Raw genomic sequence first — 16,857 nt, 5'->3', positions numbered from 1 at the left:
CCCTTGCAGCACAATGGGAACCGGGAGTTTTTGGAGGTCGGGGCAACAGCCCCGCCAGAACGCTATTTCTTGGCTTCGCCGCGAACCTGTTTGGCGATCCGGTCAAGCACAGCGTTGACCAATTTTGGCTCGTCGTCGCTGAAGAAGGCCTGGGCGATCTCGACGTATTCCGTCACGATGACTGCGACCGGAACGTCCTTGCGATCCAGGATCTCGAACACGCCGGCACGCAGGATCGCGCGGACGGTGCTATCGAGACGCGACAGCGCCCAGTCGTCCTGCAGCGCGGACGCGATCAGCGGGTCCAGACGACGCTGCTCTCGCACGACGCCTGAGACGATGGAGCGGAACCAGGAGGGGTCGGCCTTCAGGTAGGTCTCGCCGTCGAGTTCCTGGCCGAGGCGATGCGCCTCGTATTCGGCCACGATCTCCAGCACGCCGGTGCCGCCAATATCCATCTGGTAGAGCGCCTGAACGGCAGCAAGGCGCGCAGCACCTCGCTGGTTCGCAGTCTTGACGGGACGCTCCGAGTTTTCGTTGTTCATTCGTTATGCACCCAATTTCTTCTTCAGCTCGATCATCGTGAGAGCTGCACGGGCGGCAAATCCGCCCTTGTCCTTGTCCGAACGGCGGGCACGAGCCCAAGCCTGATCGTCATTCTCAACAGTCAGAATACCGTTGCCTATGGCAAGGGATTCGCTCACGGCCAGATCCATCAGGGCGCGAGAAGATTCGTTCGACACGATGTCGAAATGATAGGTCTCGCCGCGGATGACCATGCCAAGAGCGACATATCCATCGTACTGCGTGCCTTCATTATCTGCTCCGTCGAGCGCCATGGCAATTGCCGCTGGAATCTCGAGAGCACCCGGGACGGTAACCACCTCATAGGTTGCCCCGGCCTCTTTCAAGGCGAAAGTCGCGCCTTCGAGCAGCGCATCGGCCATGTCGTCGTAGAAGCGTGCTTCAACGATCAAAATGTGGGGAGCGGTTTCTCGCGCCATGCTTCACCTTCGGAGCTAGAGGACTTCACTGTTTGGCAGGCCGCGGTCAAAACACGCCGCGACCGGAATGGCAAGCAAATTCGGATCACGGGTCCGATGCGAAATCCGGAATCGCGACAAGCACATGATGGACACTGCACACATCGGCCCGAGGCCACCGTTGTGCGGCGCCTCGAAAGTGGCGAATGAAGGGCAACCCGCATGAACAATTTGTAACCAAATTCCAGATAGTTATTGGTTGAAGGCGGACAATCCAGCTACCAATTTCAGCTGTGTAACGCTGACGATCCATTGCCGACGGCCGATCGTCAGAGCAGATGAAAGGATAGTTCCATGAATCGCGTTGCCGCCATCGCCTCCGCAGTCGTTACTCTTGCCTTCGCAGACGCCAGCCGTGCGGAAAGTCTCGACATGAACGCCCCATCAGGCATCGAGCGCACCCTCCGAACCTTCAGCGGCGCAAATCTCGACGTTCGGCAGGTTTACGATCACGGCGGATCAGGAAATATCGGTGACCCGAAATCCTTTGCCACACGCAGCGTCAATGACCTCCAAATGATCCGCGCCGCCATTGCTGTTAACAAGCCGCTCCTGCATCAACTCAACGCCAAAGGCGTGCTGCTCGGAAACATCGTCAACGTTGATCAGGCTGTAGATGGGGGTCTCACCGTCTACTATCGATAAACGCGAGGGCGGCGGCACAAGCTGTCGCCCGGCATGATGCTTTGCGGTTGTATTTTCTCGCAGGATGGTGCCTTTTCTCTGGAAACAGGAGGGAGACAATGTCCAGCGTATCGAGGCCCGTGATCAACATCGCCGATTTGAAGCTTGAGCACTGGAAGCAAGGAGACTTGTACGAGGGCACGGACGCCTCGTTCGGCTCGCTTCTCGGTCTCGCCGGCCTCGGCATCAGCTACAACGAGGTGCCGCCCGGCAAATCCAGCTGTCCGTTCCACAATCATCATGTAGAGGACGAGCTGTTCTTCGTTATCGAGGGCACCGGCGAGTATCGCTTCGGCCCCAATCGCTACGCTATCCGGAAGGGCGACACGCTCGGCGCTCCGTCCGGAGGACAAGAGACCGCGCATCAGATCATCAACACTGGTTCGACGCCTCTCATTTACCTCGGTATCTCGACCAAGGCGAAGACCGAGATCGTCGAGTATCCCGATTCAGGAAAATTTCTCGCCAAGACCAATCGCGACGAAGCGAACCGTTTTCGTTTCATGGGCAGAGGCAGCGGTAATCTGAACTATTGGGACGGCGAACCCGGCGCATGACGTCCATTCGAGAGAGCGTCTTCATGATGACCAGCATTCCGACCATCGAGACGAAGCGGCTGCTGCTGCGGGCACATACCGTCGACGATTTTGAGGCCTACCAGACGATGTGGAGCGACGAGGCCGTCGTCCGCTTTATCGGAGGCGTGCCGTCTACCCGTGAGCAAGCCTGGGCCCGGCTGCTGCGCGTTGCAGGCATGTGGCATCACATGGGCTTTGGATTTCTTGCGATCGAGGAAAAGCGGACCCGGCGTTTTGTCGGTGAAGCGGGCTTCCTCGACATGAAGCGGGACATGCAGCCGGTTTCCACCGAAGGCACGTTGGAAACTGGCTGGGGGCTTATGCCATTCGCGCAAGGCCGGGGCTACGCCAGCGAGGCGCTGACCGCCCTGATCGCCTGGGCAGAAGAACGGTTTCCCTCCAAGCCGATGACATGCATCATCGATCCGGGGAACGAGCCCTCGCTGCGCCTCGCGCGAAAGCTCGGCTTTCGCGAGGTCCAACGATGCAACTACAATGGAGAATCATTCTGCTTTCGCGGTCGGGAACTCGGCCAGCCTAGCAGCATAGCGGGCCATGGTGTCGACTTCGAAATTGACGAAGTCGCCGGCCTTGCGCTCACCCCATGTCGTGACCTCAAGCGTGTGACGGATCAGCAGAACATCGAAATCGGTACCGTCGACCGCGTTGACGGTGAGCGACGTGCCATCCAGGGCGATCGAGCCCTTGGGCGCAACGAACTTGGCAAGATGCTGCGGCGCGCGCAGACGAAAACGTGTGGCATCGCCCTCTTCGGTGACGGAGAGGATCTCTGCCTTGCCGTCAACGTGACCGGAAACGATGTGGCCACCGAGTTCGTCGCCGATCTTCAGCGAGCGCTCGAGGTTGATATGGCTGCCTTCCTTCCACGTCCCGATGGTCGTCAGGCGCAGGGCCTCTTCCCAGGCTTCGACCTCGAACCAGCGGCCGTTGCTACCATCACCAGGCAAGCCGGTCACCGTCAGGCAGATACCGGAATGCGAGATCGAGGCGCCCATGTCGATCGTCGCCGGATCATAGGCGGTGGCGACGCGCAGCTTGATGCCTTCCTTCAACGCGGAAACGGATTCGATCGTGCCGACGTCGGTGACAATTCCGGTAAACATCAAAGCTCTCTTTCGTATTCGTCCAGGCGGTCGTCGCCAAATATGAAGGTCCCCCTGTGCAGGAGGTCCGATGGCATATCGGTCTTCGTTACCGGGGATTCAATACCATCCTGCCCGATCACCTCGGGGCCCTGATAGAGGAGGATGCGATCGACATAGCCGGCATCGAGGAAAAGCTTCGCCGTCCGCGCGCCGCCTTCAACGACAAGCGAGGAAATGCCGCGCGACGCGAGCGCCGGCAGCAGCTCGTCCAGACGGTTGGGATTGCATTGGACCACCTCGACGCCCGCCTGATCCAGCGCGTCGCGGCGCGCAAGAAAGGCCTTGTCCTCGCTGTTATCGAAGCGCGGTGGCTCAGTCGCGACAACGATCAACGGCACTTGCCTGGCAGTTGCAACCAGCTTGCTGTCCAGCGGCAAAGAGAGATGTTCATCGAGCACGACGCGAACCGGCGAGCGCGTCTCAAGGCCAGGCGTGCGAACCGTGAGCAAAGGATCATCGGCGACCGCAGTACCGATCCCGACCAGAATCGCGTCGGCTTCAGCACGCAGCTTCTGGACTTCGGCCCGTGCGGCCGGACCGGTGATTGCAACCTGCCCCTCACCCCTCTTGCCGATCATACCGTCGGCAGAAACAGCAAGTTTGAGAGTCACATAGGGCCGGTTCTTCGTCTGGCGCGTGAGGTACGCGGCGAGCGAACGCCTGCCTTCCTCTTCGAGAATTCCGGACTCGACTTCAATCCCGGCGTCGCGCAGCATGGAGATCCCCTTGCCCGAAACGCGCGGATCCGGATCCGTCACGCTGATAACGACACGACCAACACCATAGGCAATCAGCGCCTCCGCGCAGGGCGGCGTCTTGCCGTAATGCGAGCAGGGTTCGAGCGTGACATAGGCGGTGGCGCCGCGTGCCCGTTCGCCGGCTTCGGCCAGGGCTTGCGGTTCGGCATGGGGACGCCCGCCGACCGCCGTCACCGCACGGCCGACGATCTGACCGTCACGCACGATCACGCAGCCGACTGAAGGATTGGTAGATGTCTGGCCGAGATGCAGGAGACCCAGGCGGATCGCCTCTTGCATGAAACGCGCGTCGTCTTCCGAAGCGCTCATGAGCTAGTTGTCCAGGGGATCGCGGGCGATCTTGGCGTTGATCTCGGAAATGACCTTCTCGAAATCCTCGGCGTGCGAGAAATCCCGATAGACCGAGGCATAGCGAACGAAGCCGACGTCATCCAGACTCTTCAACGCTTCCAACACCTGAAGGCCGATCTGCTCGGAGCTGATCTCGACCTCGCCCGAGCTTTCAAGCCGTCGAACGATACCGGAGACCGCGCGCTCGATGCGGTCGCGGTCGACCGGACGCTTGCGCAGTGCGATCTCGAAAGATCGCACCAGCTTGTCGCGGTCGAACGGCACCTTGCGACCGGTCTTCTTCGACACCATCAGCTCGCGCAGTTGCACGCGCTCGAAGGTCGTGAAGCGACCGCCGCAATCAGGACAAATGCGCCTGCGGCGGATGGACGTATTGTCCTCCGCCGGGCGTGAATCCTTGACTTGTGTGTCTTCCGATCCGCAGAATGGGCAGCGCATGCGCTATCCTTAGCCGATGTAATCGTACATTGGGAAGCGGTTGGTCAGGTCGACCACCTTGCCGCGAACGGCTGCTTCCACGGCTGCGTTCCCCTCGTCGGAATTGGCGACCTTCAGGCCGTCGAGAACCTCAACGATGAGATTGCCGATTTCCTTGAATTCCGCTTCCTTGAAGCCGCGCGTCGTGCCGGCCGGTGCGCCGAGGCGCACACCCGACGTGACGAAAGGCTTTTCAGGGTCAAACGGGATGCCGTTCTTGTTGCAGGTGACGTAGGCGCGCCCGAGCGCTGCTTCGGCACGCTTGCCGGTCGCGTTCTTCTTGCGAAGGTCAACCAGCATCAAGTGGTTGTCGGTGCCGCCGGAAACGACGTCGAGGCCGCCTGCGATCAGGGTTTCGGCAAGCGCCTTGGCGTTCTTGACGATCTGGGCCGCGTAGTCCTTGAACTCGGGCTGCAGCGCCTCGCCGAAGGCAACGGCCTTGGCAGCGATGATGTGCATCAACGGACCTCCCTGCAGACCCGGGAATACGGCCGAATTGAACTTCTTCGCCAGATCTTCATCGTTGGTCAGGATGACACCACCGCGCGGGCCGCGCAGCGACTTGTGGGTCGTGGTAGTCGCGACATGGCAGTGCGGGAACGGCGACGGATGCTGGCCACCGGCAACGAGACCGGCGATGTGGGCCATGTCGACCATCAGGTAGGCGCCAACCGAGTCAGCGATCTCGCGGAAACGCTTCCAGTCCCAGATGCGGGAGTAAGCGGTGCCGCCGGCGATGATCAGCTTCGGCTTGTGCTCTTCGGCCTTGCGAGCAACTTCGTCCATGTCGAGCAGATTGTCGCCTTCGCGCACGCCGTAGGACACAACGTTGAACCACTTGCCCGACATGTTGACCGGCGAACCGTGTGTCAGGTGACCGCCCGAGTTGAGATCAAGGCCCATGAAGGTGTCGCCCGGCTGCAGCAGCGCCAGGAACACAGCCTGGTTCATCTGCGAACCGGAGTTCGGCTGAACGTTGGCGAAGTTGACGCCGAAGAGCTTCTTGGCGCGCTCGATCGCGAGTTCTTCCGCGATATCGACGAATTGGCAGCCGCCATAGTAGCGCTTGCCCGGATAGCCTTCAGCGTACTTGTTGGTCATGATGGAGCCCTGGGCTTCCAGAACCGCGCGGGAAACAATGTTTTCCGAAGCGATCAGCTCGATCTCATGACGCTGGCGACCGAGTTCCTTTTGGATCGAGCCGAAGATTTCCGGATCGGTATCGGCAAGCGAGCGATTGAAGAAGGTCTGGGTGGAAGCATTGGTCATGGGCGGGCTCCTCAACTGGAATGCGCGAAGGTATTAGCGCCCTGCCCTGCCAAGGGCAATACGGAGAACGACATTTGCTAGGCAATCTACGCGCCGCGGGTTCCAGGCTCGATAGGACAACAAAAAACCGCGCCAGAGGGGCGCGGTTTCGAGAAAATCAAACGCGATCCAACTGACTCATTGAACCGGCTGCTCCGTGGTGGCGGTCGTGTCGAGCGCAAGCTCGGCATTGCCGTCGAGCTGGTAGATATCGTCGCGGAACTGCACGACGCCATCCGGCATGCCCCAAGCGGAAATGTAGACGAAGTAAACGGGCACTTCTTCGGCAAGCTTGATCGGTGTGTTGACGCGGGTCGTGATGACCTGCTCCATTTGCTGACGTGACCACGGCGGGGTCTCGCGCAGCAGCCAGGTCGTCAGGTCCCGAACGTTCTGGACGCGGACACAGCCAGAGGACTCAAAGCGCATCAGCTTGTTGAAGAGACCCTGCTGCGGCGTGTCGTGCATGTACTCGCCGTTCTTGTTGTAGAAGTTGATCTTCGTGGACGCCATGGCGTTGATCTTGCCCGGATCCTGGCGGAACATGAAATTCGGCGCCTTCTCCGCATTCCAGTCGACCGTTTCCGGCGCCACCTCGTTGCCCTTGCCATCGATCAGGCGAATGGCATTCTTCTCGAGGTAGGTCGGGTCCTTGCGCATCAGCGGCACGATGTCTTTTTCGACGATCGAGCGCGGTGCCGTCCAATAAGGATTGAGAATAACTTCGTAGATCTTCGAGTTAACGAGATGCGTCGGACGGCTAAGCCGGCCAACAACCGCGGCGTGGCGCGTCGCAACGCTGCCGTCTTCCACCGCCTCGACGTAAGCCGCCGGAATGTTGACCATCACATGGCGGCGTCCCAGCTCTTCCGGGAAGGTCTGAATCCGGATGAGGTTGGTGTTCAGTTGCTGCAGGCGAACATCGGCCGGAACGTTCATCGCCTTCAAGGTGAACTCGCCGATAACACCGTCAGCCGGAAGGCCGTGACGCGCCTGGAAGCGCTTGACGGCGCCGTCGACATAGGAATCGAACGCCGAAGACATGCCCGCCTCGCGCGGCAGGTCGCCGGTAATGGCCAAACGCTGGCGAAGCCCCTGGACGGCCGGGTCCGTCACGCCGATCTGCAGGCGCTGCTGGCTTGGGCTCACTTGAGGCCAACCGCCCGCGGAGGCGATCTGCTGATACTGCATGATCGCCTGCTGGATACTGGGCACCGACTGCGGTCCGAGAATCGGCGTGTTCGAAACGACGGCCGTCGCCGTACGGGATGCCGCCTTTGCATCGAATTGGTCATCCCAATCGCCGCGCTGCGGAGCATTAATGAGCGAATCGATCGCCGACTGCGCGAGTGCGGGGGTAGCCAATGCGCCCGCTCCCACCATTGCCGCAGACGTCAGAAACGCCCGACGAGAAAGAGCTTCAGTTCCGATTTTCTTCGACATTCATCCCAACCACTAAATTGCCGCTGCTTGAGAGACCGACGACCTTCGCTATCCCTGCGAGAGCGCAAATCCCTACCAACCCGTCGCCACGGCGCATTACACAATCTCTCTGCCGGCAATCACAGGATTGCGAGCAGGGAGCACGAGGTTATCGGACCTCAATTGGGGAAGCGCCATTTTGCCGTGCATTTCCGCTGACATGCTAATATGGCCAATTCGTGTCGCCTCGCACCACACTCAACCGTCGGTCGCAGACAACGCGGAAAAACCATATCGATCCACAGAATGTGGCGGTTAATAGCGGCTAAAAAACGGCTTGAATACAGGCGATTATGCTTGCCTGCCATGCGTTGCAAAGATGTCACGACAGCGTTGACGGAAGGTGCCTACTCGCGCCAGTGGTCGGCCACCCAAGGCGTTGGTCGGATGTAGTGGCGCAGATAACGAAACAGCGGCCTGTTGCGTCTTCGTTCGGGGTCGAACATGTGTCGGATATGATCCAGCGGCGGCGCCGCGCGGCCCTTCAACCCGAACCGTCCTTCGACCGCGAACTGCGGATGGAAGTCGCGTGGAAACAGGATCACCCGCGCATCACCCGGCAGGCGTGGCGTCAGGAAATAATTGAGCGGGAATGGCCAGCGGCAATCCTGCCTGAAATGGAGCACCCACCGACGCGGAAAGAACTTCGCGCCGCCGGGCGCATTTCTCGTCACAAAGCGCTGCTCGAATTCATATTCGTCAGCAACCCCTTGGGGATCGGCACGGAATTTTTCTTGCAAGGAAACCAGCTTGCCGACAGGAAAGCGGAAGAGAGATGTCTGTCCGAGGCGTTCAAACGGCGTCGTCTGGTTGCGCGACAGGATGACGTCGTCAGGACCGCCGACCTCGAAGAATGAGTCGAGGGAACCGACGATGACCAGATCGAGGTCGAGGAACAGCACTGGACCACTCAAACTTCCAAGCTTCGGCCCCCAAAGTCGCCCCTTGGGCCAAATACCCTTCGTTCTCACCGGCATGTTTTCGACATCCAGCGGCGGCAGGTCCTCGCAAAGGATCTCAGGATTTAGATCGCTGCGATTGTCGGTGAAGCAAGTGAAGGTGAAGGGAGGCGTGATATTGCGCTTCACCATGGCATAAAGACGGTTGATGAAGGGGGCACCATATTTCGTCCCCCAACTGATGCAGATGACCTGCTTCACCCCACCGCTCGCCGCCAAGACAGCTGACACCATGACCTGCAACTCCTGATTCACGCTAGAACCCCCAAAGGTTCGTGCGAAGTCATTAGCAAGTTGTCGGCCGAATATGTAGTCCCCCGCAACGGAGCGAGGAAACGCGAAAAGGGCGCTACGGAATACCGTTGCGCCCTTTCGTGCCTTGGAGGTCTGATAAGCCAGCAGGGAAGTTGGCTTACGAGATTACAGGCGGTAGAGGATCTGGTCGTTCCAGAAGCGGTCCAGACGGGTCAGCAGCTTGTTCATCTGCGTGAATTCGTCGGTACCGATGCCGCCGACCTTGTCGATCGAGCCTACGTGGCGCTCGTAGAGCTTGGCGACGGTTTCCGCGATGTCCTGGCCGGTTTCCGTCAGGCTGATGCGGACCGAGCGACGGTCGATGCGCGAGCGCTGGTGGTTGATGAAGCCGAGGTCGACGAGCTTCTTGACGTTGTAGGAAACGTTGGAGCCCAGGTAGTAACCGCGAGAGCGAAGTTCGCCGGCGGTCAGCTCGGAGTTGCCGATGTTGAAGAGGAGAAGTGCCTGGACAGCGTTCACATCGCTGCGACCCTGACGGTCGAACTCATCCTTGATGACGTCGAGCAGACGGCGGTGAAGACGTTCAACAAGATGAAGGGATTCCATGTAAAGATCACGGATGCCCTGTTCCTGCTGGTCACGGAAGTTCGATACTGCCTGCGGCTTGATTTTCGTGTTCATGATGACTGCCTCACTGTTTGTTTGGCGGTGTTGGTTTTCTTCCCGCCTTGAGACAGACCCTATCGAATACAAATAAAATTCTACTTAAACCGCAGGCTTAACAGTGCCTTACCGAATCTCCTAGATGTATCAGGGTAAATCAACGCTTACCTGCTGGCGCCGCTTTCGCTTCTCGTACCAGAGCACGGCGCGGAATCCCACGTAGACCAGAGCGACCGCAATATGCAGGAGAACGATCAGCCGGTTGGACCCGAAAACGTCCGGCATGAAGCCGTGCATGATGACCTGTCCGCCTGCCGCTAGCACCCAGATTACCGGGCCCCAGGAGACGGCCAGCCAAAGGCCGAGGGACGCAACAGGAAAGAGAACGGCAAGGCAGGTGCTTGCGACCTTCCAGGGAAGGCTGAGCAGGTCGAAGCGCCCTGCCCCCACCAGCGAGTAGCCGACAAGCATCGCCCAATACTGCAATCCAAACCAGAAGCAGGACATCGCGACCAGGCGCAAGAACAGGATGAACAGAACGCTGGTTAGCGTCGGCTTCGGTATCGTCGGAGAATCAGCGTCCATATCTAAAACAATAGGGTTGCAGTTGGGACTTCGCCAGCGGCTCGATTATTGCGGCCAATCGTCCGGTTTGGTTTTCGGCCGTGCCATGATAATGAGCGCATCGACAATTGGAATGGCAGAAAGCTGGAACGACCATGCAGGACAAGACGCATCTCGTCGACGACATCACCGGCCATCGGCGCATGCGCCGCAACCGCAAGGCCGACTGGACGCGGCGCCTGGTACAGGAAAACCGGCTGACGGTGGACGATCTGATCTGGCCGGTTTTCGTCGTTCCCGGCTCCGGCATCATCGAACCGATACCGGCAATGCCCGGCGTCAACCGGATGAGTGTGGATAAGCTCGTCGAAGCCACCAGGGAGGCGGCCGATCTCGGCATCCCGGCGATCGCGACCTTTCCGAACATCGAGATGGAACTCCGCGACGAAACCGGATCGAACAGTCTTGAGGCCAACAACCTGATCAACCAGGCGACGATCGCTATCAAGAAGGCAGTGCCCAATATCGGGGTCATCACGGATGTGGCGCTCGATCCTTTCACCAGCCATGGCCACGACGGGATCCTGCGACATGGCGAGATCGTCAACGACCAGACGGTCGATCAGGTTGCGCGCGCGGCCGTCATGCAGGCCAATGCCGGCTCTGACATCATTTCGCCGTCGGAGATGATGGACGGTAGAATCGGCGCCATCCGCCGCGCCCTTGACGCTGCCGGGCACCAGAATGTTGGTATCATGAGCTACGCCACCAAATTCGCCTCGGCATTCTATGGCCCCTACCGCGAGGCGATCTCGACCGGCGGGCTGCTCAAGGGCGACAAGAAGACCTATTACATCGATCCGGCAAACGGGACCGAAGCGATCCGGGACGCGGCGCTCGACGTCGAGGAAGGCGCCGACATGCTGATGGTCAAGCCGGGACTGCCCTATCTCGACATCTGTTGGCGCATGAAGGAGGCTTTCGGACTACCCACCTTCGCCTACCAAGTTTCGGGCGAATACACACAGATCAAGGCGGCCGCGATGAACGGCTGGATCGACGGTGAACGGGCGATGCTGGAAACCCTGCTTTCATTCAAGCGCGCCGGGTGTGATGGCGTCCTCACCTATTTTGCGGTCGAGGTGGCCAGGATTTTAGCCAAGCGCTGACTGCGCGCAAATATTGCATTTGCGGGAAGCGATACCATATCAGCGGCATCACTTTCTCGAAAGGAGACCGCAACAATGACGCTCACTCCCAACCCGCTTTATGCCGCACCGGACGAGTGGCGCGCCTACAGCGGCACGCTGAGCCGTCGTGTCTTCGCATTCATCCTCGATTACGTGATCGTTCTGCTGCTTTGCATCCCGGCAGCCGTCGTGCTTTTCTTCCTGTCGATCGTCACACTGGGGCTCGGATTCTTTCTCTATCCGGCCTTGTTCGTGATCGTTGCCGGCCTCTATTTCGGCTTCACCGTTGGCGGTTCCAGTCAGGCCTCGCTTGGGATGCGCGCAATGGGAATCGCAATCATCCGAGTCGACGGGCAGCGGATGGATTTTCTGACCGCCATCGTTCACCTGGCGCTTTTCTGGATCTTGAACTCCGTTCTGACGCCGCTGATTCTGCTGGTCGGCCTGTTTACCGAGCGCAGCCGGCTTATCCACGATTTTCTGGTCGGCACGGTCACCGTACGCACCGCCTAGATCGGGTCCTTACACGCTAAAATAAACGCGGCTGCTGGCCTTTGCTGGCAGCCTTTGGGCGCCATATCCAAAAGTATAACGGGCAACATCGGACAACAGAATGGCCGCGCTGTTGACGTTTTTTATTCTTAAGTCATCCTGTAGATAAGCAGCGAACCGAAGGAAATCTCCGGAACAGATGAATACGCAGACGACGCCCTCACCGCAGTTTTACCTGACTGCTCCGGCTGCGTGCCCTTATCTGGCCCACGAGATGGAACGCAAGGTCTTCACACATCTCGTCGGGCCGCGTGCAGCGGAGATGAACGATATCCTGACACAGGGCGGCTTTCGCCGATCGCAGAACATTGCCTATCGGCCAGCGTGCGAAGCCTGCCGTGCCTGCATCTCGGTGCGCATCCTCCCGCAGGAGTTCTTGCCGACAAAGTCGATGAAACGGGTTCTGGCGACAAACGACGATATCATCTCCACGGAGTTTCCTGCCCAGCCCTCCAGCGAGCAGTATTCGCTGTTCCGACGCTATCTTGATTTTCGCCACCAACAGGGCGGAATGTCCGACATGACTGTGCTCGACTACGCCATCATGGTCGAGGATACGCATGTGAACACCAAGATCATCGAGTATCGGCTTCGAAAGGAAGGGGCCGGGATCGAAGAGCGGCCGACGGGCGAACTGGTGGCAGCCGCCCTCACCGATACCATGAGCGACGGCTTGTCGATGGTCTATTCCTACTTCAACCCTGATATGGATCGGCGCTCGCTCGGGACCTTCATGATCCTTGATCACATCAGGCGGACAAAGGCTTTGGGTCTTCCGCACGTTTACTTGGGCTACTGGGTTCAAGGATCGCGGAAAATGGACTACAAGACTCGCTTCCAGCCGCAGGAGCACCTGACTTCGCGCGGTTGGGAACGTTTCGATCCCTCCGCATTGCCCGAAAGTACACGCTACTAAATGCTCCTCCCCTCCCTTTCCGATCATCGGAAGGGTCTGCTGCTGACAGCAATCGGCGGCCTGGCTCTTTCCATGGACATTCCCCTCGTGCGCCTTGCTCATGGAGACATGTGGTCGATCCTCGGCGCACGCAGCATCACGACCGTCGCCGTGACCGTGGTCCTGATCTGCCTCATCCGATACGTCAAGGGAACATGGCCAGTGCTTGTGCCCGGCAAACATGGCCTTGCAACGGGATTGCTCTACGGCTGCTCGACGCTGACCTTCCTGCTCGCCGTCTTCAATACGGCAACGGCGAATGTGGTCTTCATCGTCGCGTTCAATCCGATGTTCGGGGCCCTCCTCTCCTGGATATTCCTCAAGGAGCGCCCTTCGCTCTCCACGCTCGTTACCATGGCCGTCATGGTGTTCGGTGTTGGCTTGATCGTCCGTGACGGATTGGCCGGCGGCCATGTCTTCGGCGATGCCATGGCGCTGCTCAGCGCTTTCATCCTCGCGTCGGCGATCACAGTCGGTCGTGCATCGCGCCGAGACATGGGCTTCGTGCCGTTGCTTGCGGCCGCCATGCCTGCCATCCTCGGTTTTGCCAACGCTTTGCCGGCTGGACTCGTCATAGAGCATCCGGCGTGGATCGTCCTCAACGGCGCGCTGCTGATGCCGGTTGCGTTTTGGTGCCTTGCCACGGGGCCGCGTTACCTGTCGGCGCCGGAAGTCGGCATGTTCTACCTGCTCGAAACCATCCTGGCTCCGATCTGGATCTGGTTAATTTTCGCAGAAGCGCCGCCGACGATGACTCTCATCGGCGGCACGATCCTGGTCTGCGCGATTATGGCGCACTCGCTTTGGATGGTTCGGCGGAAACCTTCGCGACAATCTCTGGCACATTGACCACCTGCATGGCATCGAGTTCGCGCTCGAGCCCTTGCATGACGTGAACCCAACCCTGCCGCGTCTGCTCCTCGAACTGCCCCCATTCAGAGCACATTTCGTGTGAGAGCGTCAGCCGTGTGCCTTCTGCAAGGGGTTCGATGTCTATCTGGATTCGGTCCGCATTGTGATCATGCTCGGCTGCAGAGAAGCAGAAGACCATCCGTCGCGGACGACGCAGTTCCAGAAACACGCCGTAATGAACCGCATCACCAGTCGGACGCCGATCGATGACGAGAAAATGCCCGCCAACCTTCGGATCGATATCGGCGCGGATCACGCGGCCTTCATCGCTCGCGAAGAGAAAGCGTTTTGCAATCTGAGGGTTCAGCCATGCGTCATAGACAGCGCAGGGCGAGGCATTGAAAGTATGCGCAACATTCAAGGTGATGGTATTGCAAGCACTCATCAACATTCCTCCGTGATCGACATGATGCTCCCGAAAGCGCCACATTCGATCATTCCGTCCGCCTACGGAATGATGTCTGTCCATGTTGTGATTACAGGACAGAATTAGAGGAATTGCACCGCTCGCCAAGAGCGGCGCGCGGATTTATTTTTGCCTCAACCTGCGAACTTGCCGCTGCGCGGAAAACCCTTCGGAACGGTGCGACCGGCGGTCGCGCGATCGGCGAGCCATTCGGCCAGCTCGTCCTTGTTTTTCGTAAAGGTGCGGCCGGCACTATCTTCCCAGACGAGGCCGTCGGCAATGGCGAAGCAGCGCACATCGGAAATGCCGCCGTCCTTGTAGCGCTGCAGGCGGACGCCCTTGCCGCGCCCCATTTCAGGCACCTGCGCCAGCGGGAAGGCGAGCAGCTTGCGGTTCTCGCCAACGACAGCGACATGATCGCCGCTGACCGGAACAATCAGCTTCGTCTCCTCGGGCATGGAGACGTTCATGATCTGCTTGCCCTTGCGGGTATTGGCGACCATGTCGGTCTCGGCGACAACGAAACCGTTGCCCGCCGTCGAGACGATCAATTGCTTACGGGCCGGATCGTGCACGAACGCCGTCAGCACGTCCTGATCATTTTCCATGTCGATCATGATACGCAGAGGCTCGCCATGACCTCGACCGCCGGGCAGCTTGTCGCCACCAAGCGTGTAGGCCTTGCCACCCGTGGTGATGATCAGGATCTTGTCGGTCGTCTGTGCCGGGAAGGCAACCTTCAACGCGTCGCCTTCCTTGAAGGTCAGGGTCGCGGTGTCGGAGATGTGTCCCTTCAGCGCGCGGATCCAGCCTTTTTCTGAGACGACGACGGTGATCGGCTCCTTCTCGATCATCGCCTGCTGGATTGCCTGCTCATCAGCTTCAGGCGCGTCGGCAAACTGTGTGCGGCGGCGGCCGAGCTCGGTCGCCTTCGCGAACTTCTTCTTCACCTCGCCGATTTCCCAGGCGACCGTCTGCCACTGCTTGTCCTCGGATGCCAGCAGCGCCTCGATCTCGCCCTTCTCCTTGGTGAGCGCGTCGAATTCAGTGCGGATCTCGAATTCCTCAAGCTTGCGCAACGACCGCAGGCGCATATTGAGGATCGCTTCGACTTGGTTGTCGGTCAGCGACCAGCGCGCGATCATCACGGGCTTCGGCTCATCCTCTTCGCGGATGATGCGAATGACCTCGTCGATATTGAGGTAGGCGATCAGCAAGCCGCCGAGGATTTCCAAGCGACGATCGATAGCGGCGAGACGGAAGCGCGAGCGGCGCTGCAGCACTTCACGACGGTGGTCGAGCCACTCCTTCAGGACCTCGTTCAACGCCATGACGCGCGGGATGCGCCCCATGGAGAGAACGTTCATGTTCAGCGGGAAGCGACTTTCCAGTTCCGTCAGCTTGAACATCGATTCCATAAGGATCGTCGGATCGACTGTCCGGTTCTTCGGTACCAGCACGACGCGGACGTCTTCGGCGGATTCGTCGCGGATGTCCTCGAGCAAGGGCAGTTTTCGCGCCAACAGGAGTTCGGCGATCTTTTCGATCAATCGGGACTTCTGGACCTGGAACGGGATTTCGGTAACGACGATCTGATAACCGCCACGACCGAGGTCCTCGGTCTCCCACTTGGCGCGTGTGCGAAATCCGCCGCGGCCGGTCTTGTAAGCCTCGATGATGCTTTCGCGGCTGTCGATGATGATGCCGCCCGTCGGGAAATCCGGGCCGGGGATGAACTCCACCAGCTTTTCGACCGAAGCATCGGGATGCTTGATGAGGTGAAGTGCGGCGTCGCAGAGCTCGTGGACGTTATGCGACGGAATGGAGGTCGCCATACCGACGGCAATACCAGACGAGCCATTCGCCAGTAGGTTCGGAAAGGCGCCCGGCAGGACGACCGGCTCTTCGTCTTCCTCGTTGTAGGTCGGGCGGAAATCAACTGCATCCTGTTCGATGCCATCGAGCAGGAGACCGGCGACCTCGGTCATGCGGGCTTCGGTGTATCGATAGGCAGCAGCACTGTCGCCGTCGATGTTGCCGAAGTTGCCCTGCCCGTCGACGACAGGGTAGCGTTGCGAGAAATCCTGCGCCAGACGCACCAGCGCATCATAGACCGACTGATCGCCATGCGGGTGAAACTTACCGATGACATCGCCGACGATACGGGCACATTTCTTGAAGGCGGAATTGGGCCGGATGCCCATCTCGCTCATGGCGTGAATGATACGGCGGTGCACCGGCTTCAAGCCGTCGCGCACGTCGGGCAGCGCGCGGTGCATGATAGTCGATAGCGCATAGGCGAGATAGCGCTCTTCAAGCGCCGCCTTCAGATCGACCGGAAGGATACTGTCGTCGTCTCCGCCGGAGGGCGGCAAAATCTGTTGTCCCATATGTCCTGACTAGCCGAGATGTCCTATTTGAGCAAGGAATCCAAGCATTCGGGCTGTGGATGAAGTCTTGGAACGATGAGAAAAGAATGACAGTAGCTGCTTTGCCCGAATTTGGTCGTTCTTTCGTTTTCCCTTCAACACAAATTTAGAAATACACAAATATA

General features: G+C 59.3%; 18 protein-coding genes and 1 pseudogene. 7 read left to right on the top strand and 12 right to left on the bottom strand.

Annotation, left to right across the window (positions count from 1 at the left end; all coding sequences use genetic code 11):
• Positions 1-62 precede the first annotated feature (62 nt).
• Both nusB and FHT76_RS24105 read right to left on the bottom strand, forming a co-directional pair.
• A complete protein-coding gene (gene nusB, locus FHT76_RS24110; RefSeq protein WP_183751440.1) occupies positions 63-545 on the bottom strand; it encodes a transcription antitermination factor NusB in 483 nt (160 codons plus the stop codon).
• A gap of 3 nt (positions 546-548) precedes the next feature.
• A complete protein-coding gene (locus FHT76_RS24105; protein ID WP_016553506.1) occupies positions 549-1,004 on the bottom strand; it encodes a 6,7-dimethyl-8-ribityllumazine synthase in 456 nt (151 codons plus the stop codon).
• A gap of 333 nt (positions 1,005-1,337) precedes the next feature.
• Between FHT76_RS24105 and FHT76_RS24100 the strand changes: the two genes are divergently transcribed.
• The 3 genes and pseudogenes from FHT76_RS24100 to FHT76_RS24090 form a co-directional block, all read left to right on the top strand.
• Positions 1,338-1,688: a hypothetical protein gene (locus FHT76_RS24100; RefSeq protein WP_259129364.1), complete on the top strand. Its 351-nt coding sequence runs from the start codon at positions 1,338-1,340 to the stop codon at positions 1,686-1,688.
• Positions 1,689-1,786: 98 nt separating this feature from the next.
• Entirely contained in the window at positions 1,787-2,284 is a 498-nt protein-coding gene (locus FHT76_RS24095; RefSeq protein ID WP_259129361.1) for a cupin domain-containing protein, read from the top strand.
• Positions 2,285-2,310: 26 nt separating this feature from the next.
• A pseudogene (locus FHT76_RS24090) lies at positions 2,311-2,820 on the top strand (GNAT family N-acetyltransferase); the annotation flags it as partial.
• On the opposite strand, the gene FHT76_RS24085 reads toward FHT76_RS24090, so the two are convergent.
• The 8 genes from FHT76_RS24085 to FHT76_RS24050 all read right to left on the bottom strand — a co-directional run bounded on the left by FHT76_RS24085 (position 2,809) and on the right by FHT76_RS24050 (position 10,309).
• Positions 2,809-3,429 carry a riboflavin synthase gene (locus FHT76_RS24085; RefSeq protein WP_183751446.1) on the bottom strand — a complete coding sequence of 207 codons (621 nt, stop codon included), beginning with the start codon at positions 3,427-3,429 and terminating at the stop codon, positions 2,809-2,811. The pseudogene FHT76_RS24090 and the gene FHT76_RS24085 sit on opposite strands and share 12 nt — an antisense overlap.
• Positions 3,429-4,538 (bottom strand): bifunctional diaminohydroxyphosphoribosylaminopyrimidine deaminase/5-amino-6-(5-phosphoribosylamino)uracil reductase RibD, encoded by a 1,110-nt coding sequence (gene ribD / locus FHT76_RS24080; RefSeq protein WP_183859317.1) that lies wholly within the window; start codon positions 4,536-4,538, stop codon positions 3,429-3,431. Before ribD ends, FHT76_RS24085 begins: the two co-directional genes overlap by 1 nt.
• A gap of 3 nt (positions 4,539-4,541) precedes the next feature.
• Positions 4,542-5,018 carry a transcriptional regulator NrdR gene (gene nrdR / locus FHT76_RS24075; protein ID WP_007531462.1) on the bottom strand — a complete coding sequence of 159 codons (477 nt, stop codon included), beginning with the start codon at positions 5,016-5,018 and terminating at the stop codon, positions 4,542-4,544.
• Positions 5,019-5,027: 9 nt separating this feature from the next.
• The gene (gene glyA, locus FHT76_RS24070) at positions 5,028-6,326 is read right to left on the bottom strand and encodes a serine hydroxymethyltransferase (protein ID WP_183751450.1); all 1,299 of its coding nucleotides are present in this window, start codon (positions 6,324-6,326) and stop codon (positions 5,028-5,030) included.
• Positions 6,327-6,503: 177 nt separating this feature from the next.
• On the bottom strand, positions 6,504-7,808 hold the full coding sequence (locus FHT76_RS24065) for a murein L,D-transpeptidase (RefSeq protein WP_114712245.1): 1,305 nt from the start codon (positions 7,806-7,808) through the stop codon (positions 6,504-6,506).
• Positions 7,809-8,194: 386 nt separating this feature from the next.
• Positions 8,195-9,040: a glycosyl transferase gene (locus FHT76_RS24060; protein ID WP_183859319.1), complete on the bottom strand. Its 846-nt coding sequence runs from the start codon at positions 9,038-9,040 to the stop codon at positions 8,195-8,197.
• Between the two features lie 186 nt (positions 9,041-9,226).
• The gene (gene ldtR / locus FHT76_RS24055) at positions 9,227-9,742 is read right to left on the bottom strand and encodes a transcriptional regulator LdtR (protein WP_183751452.1); all 516 of its coding nucleotides are present in this window, start codon (positions 9,740-9,742) and stop codon (positions 9,227-9,229) included.
• A 129-nt stretch (positions 9,743-9,871) separates the two neighbouring features.
• Positions 9,872-10,309 (bottom strand): DUF6163 family protein, encoded by a 438-nt coding sequence (locus FHT76_RS24050; RefSeq protein ID WP_183751454.1) that lies wholly within the window; start codon positions 10,307-10,309, stop codon positions 9,872-9,874.
• Between the two features lie 134 nt (positions 10,310-10,443).
• Between FHT76_RS24050 and hemB the strand changes: the two genes are divergently transcribed.
• From hemB to FHT76_RS24030, 4 genes are all read left to right on the top strand, one after another.
• The gene (gene hemB / locus FHT76_RS24045) at positions 10,444-11,457 is read left to right on the top strand and encodes a porphobilinogen synthase (RefSeq protein ID WP_183859321.1); all 1,014 of its coding nucleotides are present in this window, start codon (positions 10,444-10,446) and stop codon (positions 11,455-11,457) included.
• Between the two features lie 75 nt (positions 11,458-11,532).
• Entirely contained in the window at positions 11,533-11,991 is a 459-nt protein-coding gene (locus tag FHT76_RS24040; protein WP_183859323.1) for an RDD family protein, read from the top strand.
• 178 nt (positions 11,992-12,169) lie between these two features.
• On the top strand, positions 12,170-12,946 hold the full coding sequence (locus FHT76_RS24035) for an arginyltransferase (RefSeq protein ID WP_183751474.1): 777 nt from the start codon (positions 12,170-12,172) through the stop codon (positions 12,944-12,946).
• Positions 12,947-13,834 carry a DMT family transporter gene (locus FHT76_RS24030; RefSeq protein ID WP_183751476.1) on the top strand — a complete coding sequence of 296 codons (888 nt, stop codon included), beginning with the start codon at positions 12,947-12,949 and terminating at the stop codon, positions 13,832-13,834.
• Here FHT76_RS24030 and FHT76_RS24025 read toward each other — a convergent pair.
• Together FHT76_RS24025 and parC are read right to left on the bottom strand one after the other, a co-directional pair.
• Positions 13,773-14,282 (bottom strand): SRPBCC domain-containing protein, encoded by a 510-nt coding sequence (locus tag FHT76_RS24025; protein ID WP_183751478.1) that lies wholly within the window; start codon positions 14,280-14,282, stop codon positions 13,773-13,775. The genes FHT76_RS24030 and FHT76_RS24025 overlap by 62 nt on opposite strands.
• 155 nt (positions 14,283-14,437) lie before the next feature.
• Entirely contained in the window at positions 14,438-16,693 is a 2,256-nt protein-coding gene (gene parC, locus FHT76_RS24020; RefSeq protein ID WP_183751480.1) for a DNA topoisomerase IV subunit A, read from the bottom strand.
• Between the last annotated feature and the right edge of the window lie 164 nt (positions 16,694-16,857).

Source organism: Rhizobium sp. BK176, assembly GCF_024808055.1.
This window is presented reverse-complemented; position numbering and strand designations above follow the sequence as displayed.